Source organism: candidate division KSB1 bacterium (genome assembly GCA_034506335.1).
In the GTDB taxonomy this organism is placed as follows: Bacteria; Zhuqueibacterota; Zhuqueibacteria; order JANLFK01; family Oleimicrobiaceae; genus Oleimicrobium.
Window position 1 is genome coordinate 18647 of record JAPDPR010000046.1, and the last position, 13873, is coordinate 32519.

Consider the following 13873-nt stretch of genomic DNA (forward strand, 5'->3'; position numbering starts at 1 on the left):
GAAGCATGATAGCTTTCCAGTTTCCCGGGCAGGCATCGCAGTACGTGGGCATGGCGCAGGACCTTTTCGAGGCCTCCGCGTTGGCTCGTGATTACTACGCACGCGCCAATGAAATGTTGGGGTTCGACCTGGCCGAGGTTTCCTTCAATGGGCCGGAAGAGCGCCTTAAGCAGACAGCCATCACGCAACCGGCCATTTTTGTGCATTCGGTGGTGGCCAATGAGCTCTTGCGGAAGCGCGGCGTGGTGCCGCACATGGCGGCAGGGCACAGCCTGGGTGAGTATTCAGCCCTGGTAGCGGCAGGGGCGCTGAGCTTTGAGGACGGACTACGCCTGGTGAAGCGGCGCGGCGAGCTCATGCAAGAGGCCGGCACTATCTCCCCAGGGACCATGGCTGCCATCATCGGCTTGGAAGCAGACGTGGTGGAGGAACTGTGTGGGGCGGCCTCAGAGGCAGGGGTGGTGCAAGCGGCCAACTACAACTGCCCCGGGCAAACGGTAATTTCCGGGGCAGTGCCTGCGGTGCAAAAGGCTATGGAGCTTGCTCGGGCGCGGGGTGCGAAGCGGGTCGTGGAGCTTGTGGTGAGCGGGGCGTTTCATTCGCCGCTCATGGATCATGCGCGTCAGCACATGGGCGAGGTGCTTGAGGCTGCCCCGATCCGCGACGCCGCCGTCCCCGTGTATGCCAATGTCACGGCTCACCCCGTGCAGAAGGCGAGCGAAATCCGCAGGCTGTTGCTGGAACAGCTGTCCAGGCCAGTGCTTTGGCACAAGGCGGTCGAGAACATGATCGCCGATGGGGCAAAGATCTTCTACGAGGTCGGACCGGGGAGTGTCCTGACCGGCCTTTTGAAGCGGATCAACCGCGAGGTGAAGGGCGTGACGGCGGGGACGGCGGAGGAGATTGCGCAGATCTGAGGGAAAAGGAGGAGCTGTGGCATCGCTTCAGGACATGGTTGCCGCTGTCACCGGGGCAGGGCGTGGCATAGGGAAAAGCATCGCCCTGGCACTGGCCAGAGAGGGGTGCCATGTGGCCGTGGCCGACATCGACGAAGCAAGCGCCAACCAGACTGCCCAAGAGATCCTGGCAATGGGCAGGCAAGCCATCGCCCTACGCACGGACGTGGCCGTGGCCGCAGATGCCGAGCAACTTGTCACCGCCTGCGTAGAGCGCCTGGGCCGCCTGGATATCCTGGTTAACAACGCCGGCATTGCCCGCGACGACTTGCTCTTGCGCATGAAGGAGAGCGACTGGGACCAGGTGATCGCCGTCAACCTCAAGGGCGCCTTCAACTGCCTTAAGGCGGCCGCCAAGGTGATGATTAAGCAGCGCAGCGGCAGAATCATCAACATTAGCTCGGTCATTGGCCTGATTGGCAATGTGGGCCAGGCGAACTATGCTGCCTCCAAAGCTGGGCTCATAGGGTTGACCAAGTCGGCGGCGCGCGAGCTGGCCGGACGCGGGATCACGGTCAACGCCGTGGCGCCCGGGTTCATTGAGACGGAAATGACCAAGAATCTGCCGGAAAGTGTCCGACAGTCGTACCTGAATGTGATCCCCTTGCGCCGGGTTGGGCAACCGGAGGAAGTGGCCGAGGTGGTGGTTTTCTTGGCCTCTCCAGCGGCGGCGTACATCACCGGGCAAGTGATTCAGGTGGACGGGGGCATGGTCATGTAGCAGTTTTTTTGTCGGCAAGAAAGACGACGGCCATAAAGCAAAGTTATCTCACCAGAGAGGAGGTGTGAATCATGGCTCTTGACCCGAAGGTAAAGGAGAGGGTGAAGGAGATTATCGTCGACCAGCTGGGCGTGGATGCCAACGAGGTCACAGACGAAGCGTCCTTTATCGATGATCTCGGCGCCGACTCCTTGGACACGGTGGAACTGATCATGGCCTTCGAGGAGGAGTTCGATATCGAAATCCCCGATGACGAGGCTGAGAAGTTGACGACTGTGGGCAAGGCGTTGGAATATCTCGACAAGAAGCTGGCCGAGAAGAAGTAGTCTCGTCAACCTAGTCCCGTCTGCGGACGGGACTTTTTCTGTCTGCTCGACCACCGCCGCTTTCTCCGCGAGGAGTGCCGGTACCCTTGGTTCAGTCTCCGGTGGAGATGTGGCGGCGGTGGCTTGCTACATGTTCCGCGTGGGGCGCGCCTCACGTGTACCCGGGCGCGAATTGTTGAACTAATGATGAGGTGTGCATGGAGAAACGGCGTGTTGTGGTCACCGGCATGGGGGTCATTACGCCCCTAGGGTCTACCCTCGAGCAATACTGGCAGGGACTTGTCACCGGTACCAGCGGCGTCGACTATGTCACCTATTTCGACACCAGTGAGTTCGATACAAAATTCGCTGCGTGGGTGAAGGACTTTGATCCTGAGGCCTATATCGATCGCAAAGAGGCGCGGCGGATGGACCGCTTCACGCAATTTGCCGTGGCCTGTTCCGATCTCGCGCTTAAGGATGCGGGTCTCAACCTGGACAACGAGGACAAGACACGCATCGGGGTGGTGCTTGCCTCCGGGGTGGGAGGCATGGACACCTTCGAGCGTGAGTACAAGGTACTGTTCGACAAGGGGCCACAGCGCATCAGTCCGTTCTTCATTCCCATGATGATTGCCGATATCGCACCCGGCTATGTCTCCATTCGGCATGGGTTGAAGGGGCCTAACTACTCTACCGTGTCCGCCTGTGCCTCAAGCTCCCACGCCATAGGTGATGCGTTTCGCCTGATCGCCTATGGCGATGCCGATGTGATGGTGACCGGGGGCTCGGAGGCCTCCTGCACGCGGATGGGGTTTGCCGGATTCAACGCCATGAGGGCGCTATCTACCCGCAACGACAACCCCAAGGCGGCCAGCCGCCCGTTTGACCTGCATCGCGACGGCTTTGTAATGGGCGAAGGAGCCGCAGTGGTGATCTTGGAGGAGCTGGGCCACGCTCTCAAGCGCGGGGCGAGGATCTATGCCGAGGTGGTTGGGGTCGGCTTTACCGCCGATGCTTACCACATCACCGCGCCAGACCCGGATGGGGATGGAGCGGCCCGCGCCATGCGCTTGGCAATGGCCGAGGCCCGGGTCCAGCCCGAAGACGTCGACTACATCAATGCGCACGGCACTTCTACCCCGCACAACGATCGCGTGGAGACCATGGCGATCAAAAAGGCGCTGGGAGACCATGCGTACAAGGTGGCCATCAGCTCCAGCAAGTCCATGATCGGCCACCTGCTTGGGGCCTCGGGTGCCGCGGAGTTTGTGGCCACGGTGCTGACTATCGTGCACCAGACCATTCATCCTACCATTAACTTGGAGGTTCCGGACCCAGAGTGCGATCTGGACTACACGCCCCAGCGCGCGCGGCCGCGGGAAGTAAACCTCGCTTTGAGTAACTCTTTTGGCTTCGGCGGGCACAATGTCTGCCTTGCGGTGAGGAGGTACCGGTAGCCTTGCGCCTGCTGCCCGCCATGTTCCGGAGGCTGTTCAGGCACCAGCCAGGCCCGCGCGAGAATGCTCTCCGTGCCTTGAGCCGTAAGCTGGGTTACCAGTTCCGCAACCCTGCCCATCTCACGCAGGCCCTGAAGCATCGCTCCTACCTTGTGGAAAGCGGCGAGCCCCGCTACCAGGCTAACGAGCGCCTGGAGCTGTTGGGCGATGCGGTGTTGGCCCTGGTGGTGGTGGAGTACCTGTACCAGCGCTACCCCCGGCGCCCGGAAGGCGAGCTGACGGTGATGAAATCGCTGGCGGTGAGCCGTCCGGTGTTGGCCAATGTGGCACGGGGCCTGGAGGTGGGTCCTCATCTCCTGCTCAGCGAGCAGGAGCGCAAGGCGGGCGGGGCCAATCGTCCTTCCATTCTGGCCGATGCCATTGAGGCCATCATCGGCGCCGTGTACCTGGATGGCGGCCTGGAGCCGGCGCGAAAACTGGTCCACCGCTTGGTCATCTCCCGGTTGGACTCCATCTTGGAGCGGGAGGAAAACCAAAATTACAAGAGCCTGCTGCTTGAGTATTGCCAGCGAGAGAAGATGCCCCTGCCGCTTTATTCTGTACAACGAGAAGACGGACCGGAGCATGACAAGGTATTCACCGTGGCCGTGACCATCGGCGGCAAGAAGTACGGCACGGGCCAGGGGCGCACGAAAAAGTCCGCCGAACAGAGAGCAGCCCGTGGGGCCCTGGTGCGTCTTCGGGTCATCTAACCCTGAGGAGTCGAGCGCGATGGACTATTTCCTGACCGAAGAACAGAAGATGCTACGCGACATGGCGCGCACCGTAGCCGAGGAAAAGATTCGACCGGTGGCTGCCAAGTACGACCAAACAGGGGAGTTCCCCTGGGAGATCGTCAAGACCCTGGCCGAAATGGACTTTTTCCGGGTGTGGATAGAGGAAAAGTACGGAGGCCTTGGCGGAGGCGTGTTGGACCTGGTCATTGTGACCGAAGAGCTGTCACGCGCCTGCGGGGGCATAGCGCTGGCCCTCGCCGGTACCGCGCTGGGGGCTTTTCCCATCCTCATCGCCGGCAACGACGAGCAGAAGGCTCGCTACCTACCACGGCTGGCAAACGGCGAGGCCCTGGCCGCTTTTGGTCTCACCGAGCCGGAGGCCGGTTCGGACGCGGAGGCAATCAAGACCACGGCGCGCAGGGACGGCGACTGCTACGTGCTGAACGGGACCAAGCATTTTATCACTAACGGCGGCGTGGCCAAGATCTACACGGTCATCGCCATGACCGACCCCGCACGCGGCGGACGCGGCGCCTCAGCCTTTATCGTGGAAGAGGGCATGCCCGGCTTTTCCTACGGCAAGAAGGAGGACAAGATGGGCATTCGCGCCTCGGCCACCTGTGAGCTCATTTTTGAGGATTGTCGCGTGCCAAAGGAGAACCTCTTGGGTAAGGAGGGGCACGGCTTTATCATCGCTATGAAGACCCTGGACAAATCGCGGCCTGGGGTGGCGGCACAGGCGCTGGGCATCGCGCAAGGGGCATTCGATTTGGCAGTGAGTTACGCCCGCCAGCGCCACCAGTTCGGCCAGCCTATCATCGCGTTCCAGGCGGTCCAGCACATGCTGGCGGACATGGCCACGCAGATCGAAGCGGCCCGCGCCCTCATCTACAGCGTGGCGCGCTACATCGACTCTGGGGCCACCGACATCAGCAAGGTCTCAGCAATGACCAAGGTCTTTGCCTCCGATGTGGCCATGAAAGTGACCACCGATGCGGTGCAGATCTTTGGCGGCTACGGCTACATGCGCGAATACCCCATCGAAAAGTACATGCGCGACGCCAAGATCACCCAGATCTACGAAGGGACCAACCAAATCCAGCGCAACGTCATCGGGCGGAGCCTGATCCGCGAGAGCGCCAAGCACGCCCGCGCCTAAGGTGCCGTGCCTTCTACTCCTTTAAGCCGCAAGGAGGCCGGAGCGCACGATCTGGCCAACAGAAGATGCCCGCTTCACACACGTTGAGGCGGGCATTCGTGTTCCAGTGGTTCTGGGGGTGGCTGAGAACGCGGGCAGAGGGCCGCATGGGCGTAGCCAGGCGGATGAATGGGTTCCAATTGTGCACTTTGCAGGCCTCAGCATAAGGGCGCTCCTCCCGGCAGGGACGTCCACGCTCAAAGTCTTTCCTGACTGGGAGCCCACCTGGTAGTGGCCTCCCCGGCCCCGGCAGCGGCCCGCGCGTCCTCTCGCCGTGCCTCGCACGTGGGCGCCGTAATGCGGGTGCCTGTCGATGCCCTTCCGACGGCCGTCCAGTCAGGCCAGCGAAAAAGGTTGACTGTAATGTCGCGATTGCATATATTGCAAAAAGAGGACGAAGGCCTTATGAGTGAAGTCACAACAGCCGATGCGGACGTCTACTTGACCGTGGATCGGCCTACAGAGTTCGAGACAAAGGTCAAGGGTTCGCGCTTCATCGGCTGGGCGCGGCCGGTGGAGGATGGCGCCCAGGCCGAGGCCGTGCTGGCCGAGGTGCGGCGCACTTTCCACGATGCCACCCATCACTGCTACGCGTTCCGCATTGGGTGGGGCCCGACTTTGGTGCTGCGCGCGAGTGATGGGGGTGAACCCGCGGGCACCGCAGGCAGGCCTATCCTCAGTGCCATCGAAGCAAGGGGGCTGACCAATACCATTGTCGTAGTCACTCGCTACTTTGGTGGCGTCAAGCTGGGCATGGGCGGACTGGCAAGGGCTTACGGCCAATGCGCCGCAGAAACGCTCCAGCGTGCGGGTGTGCGTCGGTGTTATGTCACGCGGCGGCTGGTGGTCAGGGCCCCTCATGCGCTGCACGGCGCCCTAGTTCACCTTGTGAGGCAGTTGCAAGGCGAGGTGGTTGCCAGTACCTTCGCCCAAGAGGCCACTCTGGTGGTGACGGTGCGGGCAAGTCGCCGGGAAGAGTTTGCGCAGCGTGTTGCCGAGCTTTCCGCCGGCCAGGCCACCGTGCGCGAGGCGTAGGGGGAACGAGTGCGGTGTCAATAGCGGGTTTGTTCATAGCGCTGGCGCTGAGCGCCTTTTTCTCGGGGGCCGAGGCGGCCTTTGTCGCCGCCGATCGCATCCGCTGTGAGATCGCCCTGCGGACCGGCAAGCGTGGAGCGCGCCTGGCCTGCGGGTTTGTGCACAACCCTGAGCGCTTCATATTCACCACCCTGGTGGGGAACAATGCGGCCACCGTGGTGTTCTCGGCGCTGGCAGCGCTCCTTTTGGAACCCCACCTTTCGCCGGGTACCATCATCGTCGCCTCTGCGGCAATCTTGCTTCTCCTGGGCGAGATTGCCCCAAAGACCCTTTTCCGGGAGCGGGCGCAGCAGGCAGTCCGCACAGTGGCGTACCCCTTGCGTGTTTTCGAGCTGCTCCTCTGGCCGGTCAATTTTCTATTGCAGCGGGCTGTGTTGGCTCTTGTGGGTCCAAAGGCAGCTGACGCGCGGGCTACCTATGCGCTCTTCTCGCGCAAGGACCTGGCGGTGCTGTTGCGCGAAAGTTTTGCCGCCGGTACGATTGCAGAGCATGAAGGGGAGATGATTTCGCGCCTGTTGCGGCTGACAACGCGTCCGGTGCGCGCGATCATGGTGCCGCGCGTCGACATGGTGGCGCTCCCCATCGAGGCGGGGGTGGAGCAGGCGCAGCGGCTGTTCAGGCAGTCGGGCTACAGCCGGTTGCCGGTCTACCAGGGCACGCTGGACAACATCAAGGGGGTGGTCCACGTGCGAGATCTGCTGAGCAGGCCCGCTTCCCTGGCAAGCATCGTGCGGCAGGTAATCTTCGTGCCAGAGATGAGCCCGTGCTACCGGTTGTTGCTTGAATTCCGTCGCGCGGGAGTGGCGGTGGCCGTGGCGGTGGACGAATACGGCGGCACCGCAGGAATGGTCACCCTCGAAGACGTGCTGGAGGAGCTTTTCGGCGAGATCGAAGACGAACATGATGAGGGTCAGCCCTTGTGGCGGCCTCTTGCCGACGGCGACCTTTGGGTGGACGGCACCTTGAGCGTCGAAGAGCTGGGAGACCTTCTGGGCTGGAGGTTTCCGCGGGGACAGCACAGGACGGTCGCCGGCCTCATTATCTCCCACACCGGTCGCATACCCCACCGCGGCGAGGTGGTGGAGGTGGGTCGGTTCCAGTTTCAGGTGGTGCGCGCCACGCGGAGGCGAGTTCTCTCCCTCAGGGTGCGCCGTGCCGAACCGCCGGCTCATCGATCCTGAAGAAGAGGGACGCGCCCTTCTTCCCGAGAATGGCGTTCCGCTTCGCGGCCAATAGAGAGCGGCACCGGCTTAGCCTCCGCGCTTCTCCCGTCTGCAAGCGAGCCGGCTGGCGGGAAAGAAATTTGTTTTCTCTTGCCACTTTGCATCGATTTTTGTATACTTTTACGGAGGTCGCGGCCGTGATTGGCAGAGGTCGCCGGCAATGCGGCTGGTCGTTGCAAAGACCCTCGCTAAGAGTGGCGAGGTGAAAGAGCTCGTGTGGTGCCCCCCCGACGGAGTGGGGAGCGCCGCGGGCGGATAGCGCGCATACAGGGTAGGCAGAGGCCTGGGCCTGCGGTGCCGGAAGGCGCCGTGCGTCCAGGCCTGTCTGTTTCTGGGCGGAGCCCTCCTTTGGGTGGGTTCGTGGTGGTGGTTCCATTGAGCATCATGAACTCGAGCCGAGGAGGGCACGCGATGAAGACGAGGTTGGTGTATTTCGGGGCGGGCTGCTTAGCGCTGGGACTGGTGCTGTGGCTGGCCTGCGGGGAGAGGATTGCGGGGGAGAGCGGCGTTTTGGAGAAAGAGACGGCGGTCGGGGATCAAAAGGTTCTGACCCGGCTGTGCTGTAATAATATCTTCCCCTCGGAGCACAACCCGCCTTGAGCGGAGGCGGGGATGCAGTGTGGGGGGCCGCCTGATTATGTGATCAGCTGTGAGACCTGCGCGAGATACTGGTCGGCTTACGGGGAGAACCCTACAGAAATGTGCCAGTACCTTCCGGGCCAACCGCCCCTTCCGGATGTCCCCGTGCCGGCAGACTTTCGCGTGCGCGTCAGCGGTGGATACCCACAGATCGTCTGGTCGTGGTACTACGTGCATACCTATTCTATCGAGCGGAAGATCGGCAGCGGCACGTGGACGGTGGTGGCAACCTTAACTGGGCCGGAACAGGAGTCGTGGACTGACTATTCGGTCACCATCCCAGACCCCAAGGGTAGAATAATCTGGTATCGGATGAGGGGCCGCGTTTACGGGACATACTCCTCGTATACCGAGGAGGTTCAAGCCATGCCACAAGAGCACCGCGTATTGCCTTAGGACATGCTTTGTGCTCACCGGCAGAACTGGGCACGTCGGAGGGCCGGTTCAAGGATCAGCGAGCGCTGCAGCGATTGCGGAACTGCGGCGGGCAAATGTGCTCCCCCGTTGGCGCTTCCACTGGGATTGCGCTGTGGAAGGCGGCGCGTGAGAGGCGAGGGAAGAGGGAGAACTCCAGGGGCGGCAGGCGGTCTGTGCCAAATCTTCCACAGGTGACCCGAACAGAGATTGCGCATGCGGTGGAAGGGTTCGACGGTGAGGTGCCTGGCGTTGCGCAGCGGTGAGCCAGCGCAAGGAGGAGGGTTAGCCCATGAGGAGAACGCTAGTGCTGTCTTGTTACCTTGCGGGTTTCACTCTCGGGGGAGCCATTGCGGGGCGGTTGTACGCACAGTCGTGGGAATTTCGACGTTTGGAGCTTGCTTCCAACTGTACAGCGGTGGACGCGGTCGATAGCAGCACAGTCTTCTTTTACGGCGTGGAAAAGGCGAGCGGTCGGCCCGCCGTTTTTCGCACCACAGATGGCGGAATCAGGTGGGACGTGTTCCCGTGGGATGACTGGGCAATCTATGACCTGTCCGCAACGGATTCTGTGCACGTTTGGGCTGTGAACATATGGAGGGTGTACCATAGCAGTGACGGTGGCAGGACTTGGCAAATTCAATTTGACGCATCCGCGGATACGAGCATCACTGACTTTCTTAACTACGTGGAGATGTTCGATCCACTTCATGGCGTGGTGGTCGGCGATGCACCGGCTCGCGCCCCACTGCCGGTCCTGCTTACCGCCGACGGTGGGAAGACTTGGCAGCAGCGCAACCAATCCCATTTTGTCGGCGCCCACCTCAGAGATCTTTGGCGAGGTGTGGATTTCCTGTCCCCTATGGTTGGCTACATAGGGTACGGATATTTTGGCGTACCCTTAGATACCCTCTACATGCACAGGACGGTGGATGGGGGTGCTTCGTGGGAACCGCTTCCCTTGGCCGTCGGCGACTTTACCTTGGTGCGCTTCTTTGATGAGACGTTGGGGCTGGCCGCCTGGAAAGGTGATCGGCCTGTGTACATGACAAAAGATGGAGGTCTCACCTGGGTGGCCCACCAGCCGTCACTTGGAGATAGATGGTTTGCGGATCTTGAGTTTCTGCCAGAGGATCCCTCTATAGTCCTGGCAGCCTTATCACCGACGGACTGGCGAAACCCAGACGATATACTTGCGGTCAGCAGCGACACAGGAAAGACCTGGAACGTTCTTCGCACCCCGTCCATTGGTCACCCGCAAGATTTGGAAATGGTGGACTCGGTGCATGGGTATGCGGTTGGCGACCGGGGGGTGCTGTGCATCAGTCGGGTGGGCTCCGGTGTCATGAACCCACGAACTGGCGCAGTACCTCCTGCTGAGTTCTTTCTCCGGCCCAACCGACCCAATCCCTTCGCGGAGGTCACTAACATAACGGTCGATCTCACCAGGCCGCAACCTGTTACCGTTGAAGTGTTTGACGTCCAGGGGCGAAGGGTGGCTACTATCGTGAAGGGCGAGCTCCTGGAGACGGGTACCCACACCTTCTATTTTGTGGCAAACAAACTCCCCAGCGGGGTTTACCTCTGTGTGGGCAAAGCGGGTTCCACCCAGGTGACGCGGCGCATGGTCCTGCTGAGGTAAACGCTCCACGAAGACGTGCGGAGGCGGCTGGGGGGCATCGTTCCCCGGGCGCCCTGGTGGGCCTAGTTGGCGGGCCCGGATTTGCACGGGCGTACCGGCGAGTAGCCTGCTGCTGCGCGGAGGAACCTCCATGATGGAGGGGGTGGCGTAACAAGGTCTGCCACAGGCAGGTCCCGCACGAGCCCGTTCGTCAAGGCACGGGAGAATAGCAGACTATACCGGAGGCTGAGGTGCAATGCCCCGCAGGCGTCCCGGTTCTACCGAGGGGCGTGCGGGGGGAACTCAAGAGGCGGGCTCGCCTGCAAAGCAGCGGCGGGACTGAGAAACCAGCGTGAGGACCGCTTGTTTCACACCATATGGTGTCGCGAGGGAAGATTCCCTGCTGATGTCCACAAGAGTTTCTTCTTGACAGTTTCGTCAGATTCTGTTATGATTTTGGCGTCATCGGTGGCACCGCGCCCGGCCCGCTTTTGGGGGCGGGGCACAGAACTCTGGGGCAATGAGGTTGGTGTCGGAGAGGTGCCTCGCTGGGAGACGCGAGGTGAAAGAGGTCGCACGCTGCGCCCCGACGGAGTGGGGAGTGCGGCGGGCGGATAGCGTGCATACAGGGTAGGCAGAGGCCTGGGCCTGCGGTGCCAGAAGGTGCCGCGCGTCCAGGCCTGCGTGTTTCTGGGCGGAGCCCTCCTTTGGGTGGGTTCGTGGTGGCGGTTCCATTGAGCATCATGAACTCGAGCCGAGGAGGGCAAGTCATGAATACGAGATTGGCGAACGCAGGGCTGGCCTGCCTGGTGGTGGGATTGGTCCTGTGGCTGGCGTGGGGGTGTCTTTTCTATACTGGGTGCGCCCGAGACATTAGCGGACCGGGCGAGGCCAGGCACTCCGATGGAGGGGTTCCACAAGCAGAGAGCGAGCGCTTAGCGGGTGGCGGGGAAACGGGGGACGGCACCGGCTCTGATCAGGTCCCAGAGAGCGGAACGAGGGACGAGGAGGAATGGGAGTACGAGGATCAGATAGAAGAGGACGGGGTGTCTATTGACGCAAAGGGATACATCTTGGACGAGACGGTGCCAGGGGGTCTGCCTACCCTGTTCTTCTGTGCGCTTACCAGAGCATCGCAACCGATTTTCTTCTTGGACGTGAGTGCTACAGCGACGTGGCGGCCTCACGGGGGAGGGAGTTGGTCTCCACTGTGGAGTGATCGTGACTTCGGATTCTGGGTCTCTGAGGTCAGTGTCGACGCTCAGTTCTCCAAGAAGATGGCCTGGACCGGGCACCTCGAAGGTGCCCACGGGTGGCAATTGAGGCAATACGGTGTGCCGCAATATGTCTACGGACAGTGTGAAAGGACGGCCTTCTTCCTGGAGGAAAAAATTGGCTGGTAGACGTAGCAGGGAGGGGGCCATTGTGCTCCCCCTCCCCACGAGGCGGGGAATGGCCGCATTGTTGGCCATACCGGTAGCGCTCCTGGCGTACAGCGACCAAGGGGCGCAGGATTGGAGCGCCCCAGAGGTGCTCCTGGAATGGCCGCGTCCATTCTCCGCACTGGCTGCAGGCGTAGACTGGAGCAACACCGTGTACCTCGTGTGGCCGAACTTGGTCACGGATCAGCATTCCCACCTGCTTCATTACTATCGCACGGGTGTGAGGGGATTGCCTGAGCCGGTGACTTTCACCTGGGATAGTACTAGAAGCCTGGTCATCTTTGCTGGCTCCGAGCCTACCTTTGGGAAGGATTTTGCTCCGCACGTGATCTGGCAAGACTGCCCGAGGGGCCGCCTTTTGGGCGCGTCCGAGATTTACTATAGCACGCTCAGGGATGATCGGTGGACACCGCCAGTGCCGTTGGTGCGGGGGGTGGGCGAGGACGCCATTGCGGGTAGGGTCTTACCGCTTCCTGGTGGCAGACTTGTGGCTTACTGGTTCACAATGTGGCCCAGAGCCCTTTGGTTTTCCTTGTGTGCCGACGGCCAATGGTCTCAGCCCTTCGTCTCTTTTCCGGCCCTGAGCCATGGGGTGGGCCAGGAGAGCGGGGGCATCGGCTATGCTGACGTGGCCCTGCGCTCCCAAGATAGCACCATCTGCACAGTGCTGATCGGCTGGACAGAGACAGACCTGCGCCAGAACCGCCACCCGGTGTACTACGCCGAGCAGACGATTTCGCACCTCGGGCGCACGGTGCCGCCGATGCGAGTGGTTCATGTTGCCCATCATGCTCTTCACCACCCGAAGCTGGCGCTAGCCCAAGATGGAAGCCGTTATGTTTTCTGGGCAGTGGCCGAGTCCAAGCTCGACCCGTGGTTATGGGGTTTGTACTACTGCTTTTCCGTCGACGGCAGTAGGTGGTCCGCGCCAAGAAGGATCTTTCCTAGGGTTTCATTTTCCTTAGTGACCCGGTGGGCCGAGGTTGATCCTTCGGGGGTCGTTCACGTGGTGATAGATGAACCTCTGAACGGCGCTGCCCACTACGTTTCCGTCTATCACGACGAGCTGAGCGAACCAGTCGCTCTGCCTTGGTATGGCAATGGGTGCCTGGCTCTCTTTATTGACCACAACAACCGCGAGCACCTTTTCTGGGGGGAGCCGAGCCCCGAAGATAGCACGCAGTGGCTGCTAAAGCACGTCTGGCGCCAGCTGGGTCCTTCCTCTGCGCGCCCGGTAGGCGAGCAACCTATTGGCCGGTGGCTGAAGGTTTCTGTTCACCCGAACCCGAGCAACGGTGCGTTTCGCCTGGTGGTGGAAGCAGAGCCGCCCGCTCCTGTGGAAGTGGTAATTTACGATGTGGTTGGGCGACAAATCGCGAGGGTGGCGCAGGAGGCTATCCAAAGCACGCGGAGCCTTCTGGTCTGGGACGGAGTGGACGCCAGCGGTTTGCCCGTTCCCTCGGGTGTCTATTGGTGCGTGGCGCGCACTGTTTCGCCTGACGGCCCCCGCGTTGCTCGCCAGAAGCTGGTGTTGCTGCGTTGATATGGCGGAGCAACGGTGCGTTGTTGCCCACAGTGCCAGGGGCCTTGAGACCAACCTCCGGGGGATTGCGCAGGTGCTCGTCCCTCGGTGGACACGGATTTTTTGCCGTTGACGATATGCATCGGTTTTGCTATACTCATAATGCCATTCAGTCCGACCCTGCTGCGGCCCGGTTCCGAGGTCAGGGCGCTATGCCGCAGAGGTGGCGGCCAATGAAGTTGGTGCTTGCAAAGATTCCCGGCCAGACCGGTGAGGTGAGGAAGCTCGTGTGGTGCCCCCCCACGGAGTGGGGGGTGCGGCGGGCGGATAGCGTGCATACAGGGTAGGCAGAGGCCTGGGCCTGCGGTGCCGGAAGGTGCCGCGCGTCCAGGCCTGTCTGTTTCTGGGCGGAGCCCTCCTTTGGGTGGGTTCGTGGTGGTGGTTCCATTGAGCATCATGAACTCGAGCCGAGGAGGGCACGCGATGAAGGCAAGATTGGTC

At 61.6% G+C, this 13873-nt stretch carries 13 protein-coding genes; all 13 read left to right on the forward strand.

The features are described 5' to 3' along the window. Positions 1 to 5: 5 nt before the first annotated feature. The 13 genes from fabD to ONB25_12275 all read left to right on the forward strand — a co-directional run bounded on the left by fabD (position 6) and on the right by ONB25_12275 (position 13393). Entirely contained in the window at positions 6 to 917 is a 912-nt protein-coding gene (fabD, locus tag ONB25_12215; protein ID MDZ7393650.1) for an ACP S-malonyltransferase, read from the forward strand. A 34-nt stretch (positions 918 to 951) separates the two neighbouring features. Next, positions 952 to 1677, forward strand: coding sequence for a 3-oxoacyl-[acyl-carrier-protein] reductase (gene fabG / locus ONB25_12220; GenBank protein ID MDZ7393651.1), 726 nt, complete (start codon positions 952 to 954; stop codon positions 1675 to 1677). 71 nt (positions 1678 to 1748) lie between these two features. After that, on the forward strand, positions 1749 to 2003 hold the full coding sequence (locus ONB25_12225) for an acyl carrier protein (protein MDZ7393652.1): 255 nt from the start codon (positions 1749 to 1751) through the stop codon (positions 2001 to 2003). Between the two features lie 197 nt (positions 2004 to 2200). Continuing rightward, entirely contained in the window at positions 2201 to 3442 is a 1242-nt protein-coding gene (gene fabF / locus ONB25_12230; protein MDZ7393653.1) for a beta-ketoacyl-ACP synthase II, read from the forward strand. Between the two features lie 2 nt (positions 3443 to 3444). Next, entirely contained in the window at positions 3445 to 4194 is a 750-nt protein-coding gene (gene rnc, locus ONB25_12235; protein MDZ7393654.1) for a ribonuclease III, read from the forward strand. A 19-nt stretch (positions 4195 to 4213) separates the two neighbouring features. After that, complete coding sequence (locus ONB25_12240; protein ID MDZ7393655.1) at positions 4214 to 5377, forward strand: acyl-CoA dehydrogenase family protein; 1164 nt, start codon at positions 4214 to 4216, stop codon at positions 5375 to 5377. Positions 5378 to 5821: 444 nt separating this feature from the next. Beyond that, entirely contained in the window at positions 5822 to 6451 is a 630-nt protein-coding gene (locus tag ONB25_12245; GenBank protein ID MDZ7393656.1) for an IMPACT family protein, read from the forward strand. A gap of 14 nt (positions 6452 to 6465) precedes the next feature. Beyond that, positions 6466 to 7692 (forward strand): hemolysin family protein, encoded by a 1227-nt coding sequence (locus tag ONB25_12250; protein MDZ7393657.1) that lies wholly within the window; start codon positions 6466 to 6468, stop codon positions 7690 to 7692. A 453-nt stretch (positions 7693 to 8145) separates the two neighbouring features. Beyond that, positions 8146 to 8334, forward strand: a complete 189-nt coding sequence (locus ONB25_12255; protein ID MDZ7393658.1) for a hypothetical protein — start codon at positions 8146 to 8148, stop codon at positions 8332 to 8334. 99 nt (positions 8335 to 8433) lie between these two features. Beyond that, the gene (locus tag ONB25_12260; GenBank protein MDZ7393659.1) at positions 8434 to 8769 is read left to right on the forward strand and encodes a hypothetical protein; all 336 of its coding nucleotides are present in this window, start codon (positions 8434 to 8436) and stop codon (positions 8767 to 8769) included. 310 nt (positions 8770 to 9079) lie between these two features. Continuing rightward, positions 9080 to 10429 (forward strand): T9SS type A sorting domain-containing protein, encoded by a 1350-nt coding sequence (locus ONB25_12265; protein MDZ7393660.1) that lies wholly within the window; start codon positions 9080 to 9082, stop codon positions 10427 to 10429. Between the two features lie 749 nt (positions 10430 to 11178). Beyond that, a complete protein-coding gene (locus ONB25_12270) occupies positions 11179 to 11811 on the forward strand; it encodes a hypothetical protein (GenBank protein MDZ7393661.1) in 633 nt (210 codons plus the stop codon). Between the two features lie 49 nt (positions 11812 to 11860). Next, positions 11861 to 13393, forward strand: a complete 1533-nt coding sequence (locus ONB25_12275) for a hypothetical protein (GenBank protein MDZ7393662.1) — start codon at positions 11861 to 11863, stop codon at positions 13391 to 13393. Positions 13394 to 13873 lie beyond the last annotated feature (480 nt).